The following is a 14,597-nucleotide window of genomic DNA, read 5'->3' as shown; positions in this document are numbered from 1 at the left end:
ATTACCCCTGTTACAGTCCGATAAGGACGCTTTTGCTCTTGCGGTTGGCGAGATAGGCCTCCCGTCCGAGATCCTTGCCGATACCGGAACGTTTGTAACCGCCGGTCGGCAATATATGGTCGCGCGAACGGCCATAACGGTTGACCCAGATCGTGCCTGCCTGAATGGCGCGCGACAGGCGCATGACACGCGAGATATCCCGGCTGAAAAGCCCGGCCGCCAAACCGTAGGTCGGATGGTCGGAAAGCGCCAGAGCCTCTTCTTCCGTGCGGAAGGTCTGCAGCGTCAGCACCGGGCCAAAGATTTCCTCGGTGACGGCAGGGGAGGTCTGGTCGACATTGGCGATCAGCGTCGGCTGATAGAAATAGCCGGGACCATCCATCACTGCGCCGCCCGTCAGGCATTCGCCGCCATGGGCGACCGCTGCCTGCACGATGCCGTCGATGCGCTTGCGCTGCACCTCGGAGATGATCGGCGAATATTGCGTCGTCTCGTCCCAGGTCGGGCCGGGTTTCACTGCCTTCATGCGGGCGATGATGGCCGTGGAAAGGGCATCCGCCGCACTTTCCTCGACGATGATGCGCGAGCCCGCAACGCAGGCCTGCCCGGCATTGGAGAGGATATTGCCGGCGATGGCCGCTGCCGCCTTCTCTATATCGGCATCGGCAAAGACCAGTTGCGGGCTCTTGCCGCCGAGTTCCAGCGTCATGGGCTTGATGCCGGTGCGGGCGATATTGGCCATGATGGCGGCGCCCGCGGCGGTGGAGCCGGTGAAGCTGACCTTGGAGATGTCAGGGTGTCCGGTGATGGCATTACCGGTCACGGGCCCGTCGCCCAGTACGATGTTGATGAGGCCGGCGGGCAGTCCTGCCTTGATCGCCAGCTGCGCCATGAAGATGCTGGAGAAAGGCGTCATTTCCGATGGTTTCAGCACGACGGCATTGCCTGCCGCGAGCGCCGGGCCGAGCTTCCAGCCGGCCATGGAGACGGGGAAATTCCACGGTGTGATGGCGCCGACGACGCCATAGGGCTCGGTCATGATCATGCCGAGGCTCGCATCGTCGGTCGGCACCAGATCGCCGCCTTCCTTGTCGGCAAACTCGGCAAAGAAACGGATCTGTTCGGCGGTAACGGCGATATCGCCTGAAATCAGCTGGCCCACCGGCCGCGTCGAGGACAGCGCCTCGATCTTCGCCAGCGTCTCGGCTTCCTGCTCGATCAGGTCGGCCCAGCGTTGCAAGACCTTTGTGCGCTCGCGCGGCCGCACGCCGCCCCAGTTGCTGCTCTTCAATGCGGCCTTGGCGGTTTGCACCGCTTCATCGACCAACGCCGCATCCGCCTTGGGGCAACCGGCATATTCGATGCCGTCCGAAGGGCGGTGCATGTCGATGCCGTTTTTAGCCGGGATCAGCCGGTTGCCGATGAAGTGGCCGATCGGCAGGGACAGGCTGTCTGGATCGAAGCTGAGCGTCATGGGGAATCCTCTTTGGATATGCCTTAACGCTACCCCCTGAAGGCAAGCAGCATCGACCGACTGCGATGGGGGTGGTGAACGAAAATCCTGTTTTACAGGCGGCAGACAGCGCAATCTTCGGCGGCGGATTTGGGTCGCCGGTCACAGGCAGTAACGGGTGCTTGTCCGCTCGAAATCGACCGTTTCAAACACCCGGTGCTCAATTTCCGCACGACTTGCGCGGAAGATCACAGCCTTTCGAAAACGGCCGAGTTCCGGATCATCCGTTAACGGTAACGTAGATCTTGCGAACCGTTTCGATGGTCTTCCAGACGCCGACGAAACCGGGCTTCATGACGAAGCTGTCGCCTGCGGTATAACGCTGCGGTTCGCCACCTTCCGGGGTGATTTCGATAACGCCTTCAACGATATGGCAGAACTCGAAGGTCTCGCCCTTGATCGAGCGGTTTTCACCGGGGGTTGCTTCGAAGATGCCGGTGCGCACGGTACCGTCGCGGGCTTCGTCCAGCGCCCAGACCCTGGTTGTCGGATCGCCGGAGACAAGGCGTTCAGGCGCGACCTTGGCAGTCTTCGGTTCGAAGGCGGGGTGAGTGTCGATTGTCTTGAGGAGCGGCATGGGTGTCCTTTCTTGGAACGGTGTGATCAATATCCACGGCTGCGGTCGACGAGGCCGAGCGGGTCGAGGCCGGATTGGTATCGTTTGATGTTTTCGACAACGGTGCGGGCGGCGGAATGGGGCTGGGTGACGCTGGCGATATGCGGCGTCAGGAGAATTTTCGGGTGTGTCCAGAAACGATGGTTTTCCGGCAGGGGCTCCGGATCGGTGACATCGACGACAGCGCCTGAAAGCCTGCCGCCATCCAGCGCATCGATGAGGGCGTCATGGTCGAGCTGCCTGCCGCGCCCGGCGTGAACCAGAGCGGCGCCTTCGGGAAGCATCGCCAGACGCCCGGCATTCAGAAGGCCCGTGGTCTCGCCGGTCAGCGGCAGCAGGCAGACGAGAATATCGCTGGTGGAGAGGATGGTGGTCAGCCCGTCGTCACCATGGTGGCAGGTGACGCCTTCGATCTCGCGTGGCGAGCGGCTCCAGCCGGACAGCGGGAAACCGAAGGGTTTCAGTCGCTCCAGCGCCGCGATGCCCAGCATGCCAAGGCCGAGAACGCCCACCCGGCACTCTTCCGCCTGCCGCTGGGGCAGGGCTTTCCACAGTTGCTGGCGCTGCTGCTTCAGATAGACCGGCAGGTTGCGGTGAAGGGCAAGTACGCCGAGGCAGACATACTCCTGCATCATGCGAATGATGCCCTCATCCACCATGCGCACGACCTTCACCGTTTGAGGGATGGCTTCGATATGAAACTGGTCGACGCCCGCACCGATCGAAAACAGCACTTCTAGATTGCGATACCGGTCGATATCCTGCGGAACCGTCCAGGTAATCAGATAGCGGACTGCATCTGGGTCGACACTGGACGCATCCATCGAAAAGGGCAGATCAGGCAGCTCTGCGACCAGGGCCTGTCGGAAAATCTCGCCGCGTTTTGCGTCGGAATTGAAGAGAAACGTCATCTGAAATCCATACTTCCCGAAGGTTTATTCCGCGCAGCGGCGACCAAGCGTTTCCAGCATCGACTGGCAAGCCGAAAGTTCGCCTGCCGTTATGAACTCGTCCGGCTTGTGGGCGCGGCCGATATCGCCCGGGCCACAGATGATGGCGTCAATGCCCGCCGCCTGGAACAAGCCTGCCTCCGTACCGTAGCTGACGGCTGCAAGGCAGGGAGTACCGGTCAGTTCCTCCAGAAGCAGAACGAGCGGCGCGTCGGCTTCCAGTGAAAGCGCCGGATAATCGCTCATCGGCGTCCATTCTATATCGACGCCCTTTGTGGCAAGCGCTTCGACGCTCCCGCGCACCGGTTCTAAAAGTTCGAGCGGCGAGACGCCTGAAATCGCCCGCGCTTCCAGTTCGATTGCGCAGAGGTCGGGAATGATGTTGATCGCCTGTCCGCCTTTGACGGTGCCCACCTGCAACGAGGAGTAGGGCGGTTCAAATGTCGCTTCGAATGGCCCCTGCATCAGCGCATCCGCTGTTTCAACCGCTCTCGCCATGATGCCGGTCATCAGGTGGATGGCGTTTACGCCCTGATCGGGACGCGACGAATGGCCGGACCGTCCGTGGATGGTGATGCGTGCCGCAGCCTTGCCTTTATGTGCGCGAACCGCCCGCATATTGCTTGGCTCACCGATGATGGCGCCCGCCGGTGGTGCGCACAGCGCCGGCAATCTGGCAATGAGGTGGGGAACGCCACGGCAGCCCGCTTCCTCGTCATAGGAAAAGGCGATGTGTATGGGCCGTTTCAACGCCAGACGCGAAAATGCCGGTGCGGCAGCGAGAACCGTGGCCAGAAAGCCCTTCATATCGGTGCTGCCGCGTCCGTAAAGACGGTCGCCTTCGGTTCTCAGCGTAAAGGGGTCGGAAGACCATTCAGGTTCTGCCGCAGGGACGACGTCCATATGGCCGGACAGGATATAGCCGGCGACATCGGCCGGGCCGAAAGTGGCGAACAGATTGGCCCGGTCACCCTCCGGTCCCGGAAGCAGCGATACTTTCGCGCCGTGGCTCTCCAGATAATCGGCGATCCATCCGGCAATGTCGCCATTGGCGGTTCCGACCACCGACGGGAAACCGACAAGACGCTCAAGGATTTCGATTGCGTTCATGGCCGTCTCCGCTGGCCGGCCGCTTGCGCTTGACCGGATTGTCATCGCAAAAGCTTAAAATGGTCTGCGGCCTTTATCTGCTGAAATGCGGGTGATTTCGGTAGATTGTTGTGTCCTTCCAGTGCTTTCAGAAAATTCCTGCTGGTGTGGCTGGTTATCTTCGGATGTCGTGGACCGGGCTGCAGGGCCGGAGGTTCCGTATCGGAGGGGATGAGGGCCGCTTGTCATGGACCTGCTCAAAGTCGATAGTTTCGAGTTGCGGACGGTAGATATTGCCGATGTGGATGCCGATCATCTGCATGCGCTCTCCATGGCTGTCGGGTGGCGATATCACGCCAATGAATGGTGTTTTCTGCGCCAGTGCGGCGTTGGCCTTGCGGCGCTGGACGAGATCGACCGCGTTGTCGCAACCGCCATGCTGTTTCCCTATGATCAGGGCTTTGCGACGCTCGGCATGGTCATTGTCTCTCCACGCTTGCAGGGGCAGGGCGTTGCGCCGTGGCTGGTGCGGCAACTGATCGGAAAGTTTCCCGCCATCTCCCTTCGGTTGAACGCCACGGATGTGTCGCGGCGGCTGTTTTCCAGACTTGGTTTTGCCGGCGATACGGAAAAGGTGCATCTTTTTCGCGGAAAGGCACGGTGCCTTGCCGAGACGCCGCCATCTGGCAAAAAACGAAGGATAGAGTCGCTGTCGGAAGAACATCTGCCGGCGGTGGCGGCGATGGACCGGGCGGCCTTCGGTGTTTCCCGCCATGGCGTCTTGCAGCGACTTCTGCGGGAGAATACGGGCTATGGTCTGTTCGAGGCGGACCGTCTCATCGCTTTTGCGCTGCGCCGTGCTGCGGGGCGGGGGCACATCGTTGGCCCGGTGGTCGCGAGTGAAGAGACGGATGCCATAGCTCTTGTGAGACGGCATTTTGCCGATCTGGAGGATCAGCTGGTGCGCCTCGATAATAGCTGTAGCGGTGGCCCCTTCACCGATTTTCTAACGCAATCCGGGCTTGTCGTGATCGAGACGCTCACCACCATGTCGAAAAACGTGCCGCAACCGGTGAGCACCGGTGCTGCCAGAGTTTTCGCGCTGGCAGGCCCTTCATTGTGTTGAACGGCGGCGCCGACGCACGCGTTGCGCTTCAGGATTTGTTCGATCCACGTCTTTGCCCCAGGTCCGCCCTCACACTTTCGGGATACATGCTTTGGCAATTGACGCCCCGCCTCTTGCCCCTTATGTGAGAAAGCGACGGTTCCTGAGGCCGAAAGGCGAAGGGATTAATAGGGAACATGGTGCGGGTGATTATTATGACCCAATGCCGTGGCTGCCCCCGCAACTGTAAGCGGATTGCCGCTCATCCTCGTGACGCCTCAACGCGTCATGCCACTGTGTTCTGCGGAATGCGGGAAGGCAGATGAACGGCGCAAATTCGTGAGCCAGGAGACCTGCCGTCAAAATATGAACCATCGTTACGGGCGGGGAAGCCCGGAGGAGGAGATTGTAATGTTATTTCATAACATTTGGTTTGCGTCCCGTCGTTGTTCTCCGTACAAGACGTTCCGCTGTTGCTGCGCGTTTTAACGCCTGCTGCTCTGGAACAAGCGATCTAATTTCGACTGGAGAACATATGTTGCATTCTAGACGCCTGCCGGCCTATGCCGGCTTTCTGGCCGCTGCCCTTGCGGCTTTGCCCGTTTCCGCCAAGGCTGCCGAAACGGTCTATCCCCTGACGATCAACAGCTGCGGTCAGGAGATCACCTTCAAACAGGCGCCTGCCCGCACCGTATCCGTGGGGCAGAGCACGACCGAGGTTCTTTATCTGCTCGGCGTTGCCGACAGGGTGGTGGGCACGGCGCTGTGGATCGGTCCGGTTCTGAAGGGTTACGAGGAGGCCAATGCCAAGGTGGAGCGGCTGGCCGACAACGATCCGAGTTTTGAGGCCGTGGTCGGCAAGAAGCCGGACCTTGTAACGACGCAGTTCCAGTGGCAGATCGGCCCTGAGGGTGTTGTCGGAACGCCGGCGCAATTCGCCGAGCTCGGTATTCCCGTTTATACATCGCCCGCCGATTGCCTGGGCAAGGACAATTCCGGCGGTGGCGATGGCGTGCGCAACACCGTTTTTACCATGGACCTGATCTATCAGGAGGTCCGCGATCTCGCCAAGATCTTCAACGTACAGGAGCGCGGCGAAGACGTCGTTGCTGACCTGAAGAAGCGCGAAGAGGCGGCCCGCGCCAAGATTGCCTCGGTGAATGGCAAGCTTTCCGCCGTCTTCTGGTTCTCCAGCGCCGAACTCGATATCGATCCCTATGTAGCCGGCCGCAAGGGTGCGCCGGGTTACATCATGTCTGCGCTCGGGCTGAAAAATGTCATTGAAAGCGATGAGGAATGGCCAACCGTCGGCTGGGAAACCATCGCCAAGGCCAATCCGACCGTGATCGTCGCCGGCAAGATGGACCGTCGCCGTTTCCCCGCTGACGATGTTGCCGTCAAACACAAGTTCCTCGCGAGCGATCCGGTTGCCAGCATCATGCCCGCGGTCAAGGACAAACACGTCTTTGACATGGACGCACAGGCGATGAACCCGACAATCCGCACGATTGAGGGCATCGAAACGCTGGCCGAGGCGATTTCCGCCGCCGGCCTCGCCAAGTGAACGGTTTTTCCGTCCATCTCGGCAGGGCTGGTCTGGCTTTTGCCGCGCTCGCCCTGCTGCTCGTCGCGCTGATGGCCGGAGCGGCCATCGGTGAGACTGCCATTCCCTTCGATGTGGTGGCGAAAACCATCGCCAACCGTGTCTTCCACGCGGGTTATCCGCTGGAGCCGCTGGATGAGGGCATCGTGTGGAGCTACCGTCTCAGCCGCGCCGTCGTCGCCGCCTGTTGCGGCGCCTCGCTGGCGCTCGCCGGTGCGGTGTTGCAATCGCTTTTGCGCAATCCGCTTGCCGATCCGTATATTCTCGGCATTTCCGCAGGCGCCTCAACGGGGGCAGTCGCCGTGGCGCTTCTGGGCTTCGGTGCCGGGTTCCTGACGATGCCGGCGGGCGCCCTGATCGGGGCTTTTGTTGCTTTTTCGCTGGTCAGCCTTCTGGCGGTCAGGGCCGGGCACGGCAACAGCGCCATCATTCTGGCGGGGGTCGCCGGTTCGCAGCTCTTCAACGCCATGACCTCGTTTATTGTCACAAAATCCGCCAATGCCGAACAGGCGCGCGGCATCATGTTCTGGCTTCTGGGCAATCTTTCGGGCGTGCGCTGGCCGGATGTCTGGCAGGCCCTGCCGGTCTGCCTCGCCGGTCTTGCGGTATGCCTCTGGTATGCCCGCGCGCTGGATGCCTTCGCCTTCGGTGGCCAGGCCGCAGCCTCGCTCGGCATCCCCGTGCGCTGGGTCTATGCGGTGCTGATCTCGGTTTCGGCGATCATGACGGCGGTCATGGTGTCGCTGGTCGGTTCCATCGGCTTCGTCGGCCTCGTAATCCCCCATGCGGCACGTATCTTTGTCGGCGTTCGCCATGGGCTGTTGCTGCCGGTGACGGCGCTGACCGGGGCGATTTTCATGATCGTCGCCGATATTCTCTCCCGCATCGTCATTCCCGGGCAGGTCCTGCCCATCGGGGTCATCACCGCGCTCGTCGGTGCGCCCGCCTTTGCCTTCATCCTCGGGCAGAAAAGGGGTCGGTCATGAGATTGTCCGCCCAAGATCTGCATTTCCATGCCGGCAACATCGAAATCGTGCGCGGCGTTTCACTGGATGTCGGTTCCGGCGAGTTCCTCGGCATTATCGGGCCGAACGGTTCGGGTAAAAGCACGCTTCTTTCCATGCTGGCCGGCATCCGCAAACCGCGCAGAGGTCACGTCACGCTTGGCGAGGAGCCGCTTGCCTCATTCGGGCGGCGCGAGCTTGCCCGCAGGCTCGCCTTTGTGGAGCAGCAGGCCGAAACCACCGAACGTATCAGCGCGCGACAGGCTGTCGAACTTGGACGCACACCCTATCTCGGCCCGCTTTCCGCATGGTCGTCAAAGGATGATGCCATTGTCGATGCGGCGCTTGAAAATGTCGACATGGCGGACAAGGCGGATCGCAGCTGGCATCACCTTTCCGGCGGCGAACGCCAGAGGCTGCACATCGCCCGGGCGCTGGCGCAGGAGCCGCATATCCTGCTTCTGGACGAGCCGACCAACCATCTCGACATCGGCCACCAGATCGGCCTGCTCGATCTGGTGCGCAGGCAGGGCCTGACCGTCGTGGCGGCGCTGCACGATCTCAACCATGCCGCCATGTTCTGCGACCGTGTCGCCATCTTGCACCGGGGCGAATTGATCGCGGTCGGTTCACCGCAGGAGGTTCTGACTTCGGCGACCATCGCTTCCGTTTTCGGGGTGCAGGCGGTTGTCACCACGGATGAGGGTGGCTTTTCCCACATTCGTTTTCTGCCGGCCCACGGGGCAGCCGATCACGCAAGGAAAGTACTGGCACGATGATGAAATTGATGACGCTCGAAAATATTGGTTTTGGCGTAATTCCAAACATGAAAACGCTTCGCGTTGTTGCTGGAATTGCCTTTGCTGCGATCACTGGTTTTCCCCTTCACGCCATGGCGGAAACTTTCGAGGTGAAGATGCTGAACCGGGGCGAAAAAGGCCCGATGGTGTTCGAACCCGATTTCCTCGAGATCGCTCCCGGTGATCGCGTTCGCTTCGTGCCGACCCACAAGAGCCACAATGCCGCGACCATCGAGGGCATGGTTCCCGAAGGTGTCGAGGGGTTCAAAAGCCGGATCAATGAAGAATTCGAGACCGGCTTCGAGCAGCCGGGCTTTTATGGCATCAAATGCTCACCGCATTACGGCATGGGCATGGTCATGCTGATCAAGGTGGGTGAGGCCACCTTGCCGGACAGCTATAAGACGGTGGATGTGCCCGGTCGCGCGAAGCCCCGCTTCGAGGAATTCTTCGAACGGGCGGAAAAATGAGGCGCGGGCGGAAGTCTTGAATGGCGGTTTGGATCGTCCGGGAGGGTGCAGGCAAAGTCCGAAAACCTCTCCTCCGTCATGCTCGGGCCTGTCCCGAGCATCTGCAATGCATTGATTTTGCGATAGGTGCTTGGATCCTCGGGACAGGCCCGAGGATGACGTCGTGCACGCGGATAGTGAAGGTGGCTGCGGCGTTCCTCAGATCTTTTCGGAAACATCCGGCTTCACCGCACAGACCGCATAACGGTGCTGCAGCCCGCGCAGGATGCCCTTCAGCAGGGTGAAATTCTTCGCCTGGGCGCGATGAATCGCCTGAAGCTCCTGATCGATTGCGACGGGCTCGAATCCCGTTTTGCGCAGAAGTGCTGCGACATCGCCGGCTCTTGCGCCCTTTGAAAAATAGACCCGCGAGAGAATACTGTTGAATGTATTGTCCGGATCCGCCGGCCTGTGCGGCTGGTCGGGTTTCACAAGGCCGATATTTTCCAGACCGGCAGCCAGTTTCTTGACCAGTTTTTCGCGCCAGCCGGTATTGACGAAATCACCGTCGACGATCAGAAGCCGCCCGCCCGGTTTCAATACGCGGAACCATTCAGCAAAACTCGCCTGCGGGTCCACCAGCGTCCACACCAGATGGCGCGTGATGATGACGTCGGCGCTTTCGTCCGGCTCCATCGTGTTTTCGGCATCTCCGACGAAAAAGCGAATGTTGCGTCCACGGCTTTTCGCTTTTTCCCTTGCAAGCGCCAGCATGGTTTCCGACCAGTCCATGCCGGTGACCTGAAAACCGAGATCGTCCATCAGATGCGAGATGACGCCGGTTCCGCTGGCGAGATCGAGTGCCTTGCGGCCTTCACCCTGTCCCAGATGCTTCAAAACCAGCGCGTGCCAGGCGGCGCGCTCCTCTTCCGAGAAAATTTCATGCCCTGGCGAAAGGTCGAAGGTTGCGGCGCGGCCGGACCAATAAGCCTTGATTTCGTCTCTCAGGCTGTCGTTTTTGCCATACTGGATAGTGTCGATCATTAGACTTCAACTCATGCGCCGGTCAGTTGAGAACGGCTCTAAAACATAAAACTTGACTAGTATAGTCAGAAAATAATACAGCCGCGCCAGTCAACACTGGAGAGCAATATCCGATGCGCATCTCAGCCAAATCTGCGGCACTTGCCCTTGGCCTTCTCGTCTCCGCCGCCTGGCCGGCATTTGCCGAAAAGGTCACCGTCAAGGATGTGACGGGCCGGGATGTCGAAGTCAACGTCCCTGTTTCGCATATTATCCTCGGCGAAGGTCGGCAGATCTATTTCCTGGCGGCGCTCGACAAGGACAACCCTTTCCAGCACGTGGTCGGCTGGCGGGACGATCTGGCGAAAGCCGATCCGGAAACCTATGACGCCTATATCTCCAAATATCCAGAAATCGCCAAGCTGCCGACCTTCGGCGGCATGAAGGATGGCACTTTCGACATCGAACAGGCGGTTTCGCTGAAGCCGGACGTAATCCTGATGAATATCGACGCCAAGACGGCGACGGAAGAGGCGGGATACATTGAAAAGCTCGCCAAGGTCGGCATTCCGTTGGTCTATGTCGATTTCCGTGAAAAGCCGATGGAAAATACCGAGCCGAGCATGCGCCTGATGGGCAAGCTGACCGGCAAGGAAAAGGTTGCCGAGGACTTCATCAAGTTCCGCGCCGATTCCATCGCAAGAGTTACCGATACGCTTGAAAAGGCCAATCCGAAGAAAACTGTCGTGTTCATCGAGCGCGCCGGCGGTTATTCCGACGATTGCTGCATGTCCTTCGGCAATGAGAATTTCGGCAAGATGGTGGAACTTGCCGGTGGCGTCAACATGGCCAAGGGCATCATTCCCGGCACCTTCGGCACCGTTAATCCGGAACAGATCATCGCGTCCAATCCGGAGCAGATCATCATCACCGGCGGTAACTGGAACGGTTATGTTCCGGGCGGCAACTGGGTTGGCGTCGGTTATGGCGCGGATGTGAAGGAAGCACACCGGAAGCTGGAAAACCTGACCAAGCGCCCGGCCTTTACCGGCGTGCAGGCGGTGAAGGACGGCAATGTCCATGCCATCTGGCACCAGTTCTACAACAATCCCTACCAGTTCGTGGCCATTCAGGAAATTGCCAAGTGGCTGCATCCGGACCTGTTTAAGGATCTCGATCCCGAGGCAACTTTCAAGGAATTGCATGCCCGCTTCCTGCCGCTCGATTACAAGCCCGGCTACTTCGTTTCGCTGAAAGACGCGAAATAAGACAGGGACGGTGAAGAGGAGCGCCGTCTGATCCATGGGTGAAGCCGCAGCCATGCGGCTTCATCATTTTCTTTTGGAACCAAGAGGACTTCTCATGCGGCTCAACGCTCTCAGGCATCTTGCGATGCTGGTTTTCTCTCTTCTCGCCGTGCCCGCCCTGGCAGCGGAGATCACTGACGTCACTGGACGCAAGATCGAGCTGGATCTGCCGGCCAAACGTGTCCTCGTCGGCGAGGCACGCCAGATTCATGTCATTGCAGCCCTCAAGGGCGACCAGACTTTCGACAATATCGTCGGCTGGCGTGACGATCTTCTGAAGAAAGACCCCGACAGCTACACGGCCTATGTGAAACGTTTTCCGCAGATCGAAAAACTGCCGCGTTTCGGTTATCTGCCGCAGGGCGACTTCAGCCTGGAAACGGCGATCACCCTTTCGCCTGATGTCATTACCCTCAATCTGGAAACGGAAAAAACCGCCAAGGAAAGCGGTTTCGAAGAAAAGGCCGCCGCCGCCGGCATCAAGATCGTCTATCTCGATTTCCGCATCGATCCCGACAAGAACAGCGAAGCTTCGATTGAAATCCTTGGAAAACTGTTCGGCGCTGAAGAGCGCGCCAGGGAATTCATCGCCTATCGCCGCGCGGAAATCGCCCGCGTGACCGACCGGATAACGAGCGTCAAGGATTTGAAGCGTCCGAATGTCTTCATCGAGCGCTCGCCCGGCATTTCCGGTGAGAACAATTGCTGCCGCACCTTCGGCCCGGCCAATTTCGGCGCCATGGTCGATCTCGCCGGCGGTCACAATATTGCTGATGGCATCATCAAGACGACCTTCGGCGATCTCAATCCCGAGCAGCTGGTTGTCGCCGATCCCGATCATGTCATCGTGACCGGTTCCAACTGGGCGGCGGAATCCGACATCAACCAGTTCGTCCCCCTTGGGCTAGGCGCAGATATGGCGCTCTCGCGCGAGCGGCTGGCCGGTCTCATGACGCGCACGCCGTTTCCGGAACTGAAGGCTGTAAAGCAGGGCAATGTCCACGCCGTCTGGCACCAGTTCTATGGCGCTCCCTACGAGTTCCTGCCGATCCAGCAATTCGCCAAGTGGTTCCATCCCGATCTTTTTGCCGATCTCGACCCGGAAAAGAACTTTGAGGAATTTTACCGGAAATTCCTCCCCGTCACCTACAGACCGGGCTATTTTGCCTCTCTCGAAAAAGGTTCGAGCCAATGAGTTCGTTGAATGAAAGCGCCGTTGGCGTGAGTGGGCGCGATCAATATCGCGCCCTTGCCGCTCGCAGGATCATCATTCTCTTCGGGCTTTTTATCGCCCTGTGTTTCAGCATGGCCGCCGACATGGCGCTCGGCCCGGCGCGCTATACGATCTCCGACGTTCTGGCCACCATTGCCGATCCGGCTGCTGCCGCAAACCAGCTGCGGGTGGTGATCTGGGATATCCGCATGCCCATCGCGCTGATGGCGGTCACCGTCGGTGCATCCCTGTCGGTTGCGGGCGCGCAGATGCAGACCATCCTGTCCAACCCGCTTGCGAGCCCTTTCACGCTTGGCATTTCGGCGGCGGCAAGTTTCGGTGCCGCACTTGCCCTTGTCGGCGGCGTGGCGATCTTTCCAGGCGCCGTGCATTACATGGTGCCGATCAACGCCTTCATCATGGCCATGGTCGCGGCTCTCTTCATCCACTTCGCCTCGACGATGCGCGGCGTGACCGTGGAGACCATCGTTCTCCTCGGCATCGCGCTGGTTTTCACCTTTAATGCGGCCCTGTCGCTGCTGGAGTATCTGGCCTCCGAACAGGCGCTGGCCGCCGTCGTGTTCTGGACCATGGGCAGCCTGACGAAGGCAACATGGGAAAAGGTCTATATTACCGCTGCCATTCTCGTCATCACCGTGCCGATGTTCATGCGCAATGCCTGGGCGCTGACCGCACTCCGGCTGGGCGACGACAAGGCGGCGAGCATGGGCATCAATGTCCGGCGGCTGCGGTTGACGACCATGCTGACGGTCAGTCTTCTGGCGGCCATTCCGGTCTCCTTTGTCGGCACCATCGGTTTCGTCGGGCTGGTCGGTCCGCACATCGCCCGCATGGTGGTGGGTGAGGATCAGCGCTTCTTCCTGCCCGGCTCGGTGATCTGTGGCGCGCTGCTTCTGTCGGCCACCTCGGTCATCAGCAAAATCCTCATTCCCGGCGCAATTCTGCCGATCGGGGTCATCACGGCGCTTGTCGGCGTACCGTTCTTTTTCGCGCTTATTTTCGGCAACAGGAGACGCGCATGGTAGCGCTCGCACTGAAGGATGTCGGCGCCGCCTATGGGCGCACCACCGTTCTCTCCAAGGTCGGCATCGATACGCTGGAAAGCGGCAGCGTCACAGCGGTCATCGGCCCGAACGCCGCCGGCAAGTCGACGCTTTTCAAGCGCATCGCCAGCCTGATTTCGGGTCCCGGACTGGTCGAACTTTCCGATACGGCGCGCGGTAAGCGCGCCATCTGCTACATGCCGCAGGATACCGGCGCCAATGCCGTGCTCACGGTTTACGAATCCGTGCTGCTTTCCGCCAAGCAGGGCGGCGGCTGGCGTGTTCATGATGATGAATTGTTCGAGATCGACGCCATTCTCAAGGCGCTGAAAATCCACGATCTCGCCTTTCGCGGTCTGGGCGAACTGTCGGGTGGCCAGCGCCAGCTCGTGTCGCTGGCGCAGGCGCTGGCGCGTAAGCCGGAAGTGCTGTTGATGGACGAGCCGACCTCCGCGCTCGATCTTCACCGGCAGATCGAGGTTCTGGGCTTCGTCACCGAGCTTGCCCAGAAGACCGGCATGATCGTGCTGATCGCCCTGCATGATCTCAATCACGCACTTCGTTATTGCGAGAATACAATGGTAATCGCCCGCGGTGAAATGGTGGTGAGCGGCAGCACCGAGGCGGTGATAACCTCGGCGATGCTGCGCGATATCTATCGCATCGATGCGCGCATCGAGCCCTGTTCGCAGGGCAGGCCGATGGTCATCGTCGACGGGGCGATCTGACGGATGAGGAGCCGGCCGCATCCGCTGCCGGGTCCGATTGCTTAGGCCTCAGACAAGCCCTGTGCTGGTTGAGGCGCAAGTTAAGCTTGCACAGATTCTTGATAATTATAGTCATGAAATATCTGTTCGATCC

At 60.0% G+C, this 14,597-nt stretch carries 14 protein-coding genes and 1 riboswitch; of the genes, 9 read left to right on the top strand and 5 right to left on the bottom strand.

The genetic code is table 11. The annotated features are described in order from the left end of the window. Positions 1-10 precede the first annotated feature (10 nt). From AGR13A_RS16550 to argE, 4 genes are all read right to left on the bottom strand, one after another. The gene (locus AGR13A_RS16550; RefSeq protein ID WP_080837652.1) at positions 11-1,474 is read right to left on the bottom strand and encodes an aldehyde dehydrogenase family protein; all 1,464 of its coding nucleotides are present in this window, start codon (positions 1,472-1,474) and stop codon (positions 11-13) included. A gap of 259 nt (positions 1,475-1,733) precedes the next feature. Further along, positions 1,734-2,090 carry a cupin domain-containing protein gene (locus tag AGR13A_RS16545; protein ID WP_035221138.1) on the bottom strand — a complete coding sequence of 119 codons (357 nt, stop codon included), beginning with the start codon at positions 2,088-2,090 and terminating at the stop codon, positions 1,734-1,736. A gap of 26 nt (positions 2,091-2,116) precedes the next feature. After that, the gene (locus AGR13A_RS16540; RefSeq protein WP_080837650.1) at positions 2,117-3,040 is read right to left on the bottom strand and encodes a 2-hydroxyacid dehydrogenase; all 924 of its coding nucleotides are present in this window, start codon (positions 3,038-3,040) and stop codon (positions 2,117-2,119) included. Between the two features lie 24 nt (positions 3,041-3,064). Then, positions 3,065-4,189 (bottom strand): acetylornithine deacetylase, encoded by a 1,125-nt coding sequence (gene argE / locus AGR13A_RS16535; RefSeq protein WP_080837648.1) that lies wholly within the window; start codon positions 4,187-4,189, stop codon positions 3,065-3,067. A 226-nt stretch (positions 4,190-4,415) separates the two neighbouring features. Here argE and AGR13A_RS16530 point away from each other — a divergent pair, with 226 nt between their 5' ends. The 5 genes from AGR13A_RS16530 (at position 4,416) to AGR13A_RS16510 (ending at position 9,150) form a co-directional block, all read left to right on the top strand. After that, positions 4,416-5,294 (top strand): GNAT family N-acetyltransferase, encoded by an 879-nt coding sequence (locus tag AGR13A_RS16530; RefSeq protein WP_080837645.1) that lies wholly within the window; start codon positions 4,416-4,418, stop codon positions 5,292-5,294. A 119-nt stretch (positions 5,295-5,413) separates the two neighbouring features. Beyond that, a riboswitch (cobalamin riboswitch) is annotated at positions 5,414-5,648 on the top strand. 160 nt (positions 5,649-5,808) lie between these two features. Then, entirely contained in the window at positions 5,809-6,837 is a 1,029-nt protein-coding gene (locus AGR13A_RS16525; protein ID WP_080837640.1) for an ABC transporter substrate-binding protein, read from the top strand. Beyond that, positions 6,834-7,862, top strand: coding sequence for a FecCD family ABC transporter permease (locus AGR13A_RS16520; RefSeq protein WP_080837636.1), 1,029 nt, complete (start codon positions 6,834-6,836; stop codon positions 7,860-7,862). Before AGR13A_RS16525 ends, AGR13A_RS16520 begins: the two co-directional genes overlap by 4 nt. After that, a complete protein-coding gene (locus tag AGR13A_RS16515; protein ID WP_035221116.1) occupies positions 7,859-8,659 on the top strand; it encodes an ABC transporter ATP-binding protein in 801 nt (266 codons plus the stop codon). The genes AGR13A_RS16520 and AGR13A_RS16515 overlap by 4 nt, the downstream gene beginning before the upstream one ends. After that, positions 8,656-9,150 carry a pseudoazurin gene (locus AGR13A_RS16510; RefSeq protein WP_139786081.1) on the top strand — a complete coding sequence of 165 codons (495 nt, stop codon included), beginning with the start codon at positions 8,656-8,658 and terminating at the stop codon, positions 9,148-9,150. The genes AGR13A_RS16515 and AGR13A_RS16510 overlap by 4 nt, the downstream gene beginning before the upstream one ends. A gap of 198 nt (positions 9,151-9,348) precedes the next feature. Here the strand turns inward: AGR13A_RS16510 and AGR13A_RS16505 are convergent, their stop codons facing one another. Then, the gene (locus tag AGR13A_RS16505; protein WP_080837633.1) at positions 9,349-10,173 is read right to left on the bottom strand and encodes a class I SAM-dependent methyltransferase; all 825 of its coding nucleotides are present in this window, start codon (positions 10,171-10,173) and stop codon (positions 9,349-9,351) included. Between the two features lie 113 nt (positions 10,174-10,286). Between AGR13A_RS16505 and AGR13A_RS16500 the strand changes: the two genes are divergently transcribed. The 4 genes from AGR13A_RS16500 to AGR13A_RS16485 all read left to right on the top strand — a co-directional run bounded on the left by AGR13A_RS16500 (position 10,287) and on the right by AGR13A_RS16485 (position 14,464). Further along, positions 10,287-11,420 carry an ABC transporter substrate-binding protein gene (locus AGR13A_RS16500; protein ID WP_080837630.1) on the top strand — a complete coding sequence of 378 codons (1,134 nt, stop codon included), beginning with the start codon at positions 10,287-10,289 and terminating at the stop codon, positions 11,418-11,420. 94 nt (positions 11,421-11,514) lie between these two features. Next, on the top strand, positions 11,515-12,654 hold the full coding sequence (locus AGR13A_RS16495; RefSeq protein ID WP_080840250.1) for an ABC transporter substrate-binding protein: 1,140 nt from the start codon (positions 11,515-11,517) through the stop codon (positions 12,652-12,654). Then, complete coding sequence (locus tag AGR13A_RS16490) at positions 12,651-13,718, top strand: FecCD family ABC transporter permease (RefSeq protein ID WP_080837628.1); 1,068 nt, start codon at positions 12,651-12,653, stop codon at positions 13,716-13,718. The genes AGR13A_RS16495 and AGR13A_RS16490 overlap by 4 nt, the downstream gene beginning before the upstream one ends. Then, complete coding sequence (locus tag AGR13A_RS16485; protein ID WP_080837625.1) at positions 13,712-14,464, top strand: ABC transporter ATP-binding protein; 753 nt, start codon at positions 13,712-13,714, stop codon at positions 14,462-14,464. The genes AGR13A_RS16490 and AGR13A_RS16485 overlap by 7 nt, the downstream gene beginning before the upstream one ends. The last annotated feature ends 133 nt before the right edge of the window (positions 14,465-14,597 follow it).

The sequence above is a fragment of the Agrobacterium genomosp. 13 str. CFBP 6927 genome (assembly GCA_900012615.1).
GTDB lineage: Bacteria > Pseudomonadota > Alphaproteobacteria > Rhizobiales > Rhizobiaceae > Agrobacterium.
Note: the sequence above shows the minus strand (reverse complement) of the source record. Positions and strands in the feature narration are given on the sequence as shown.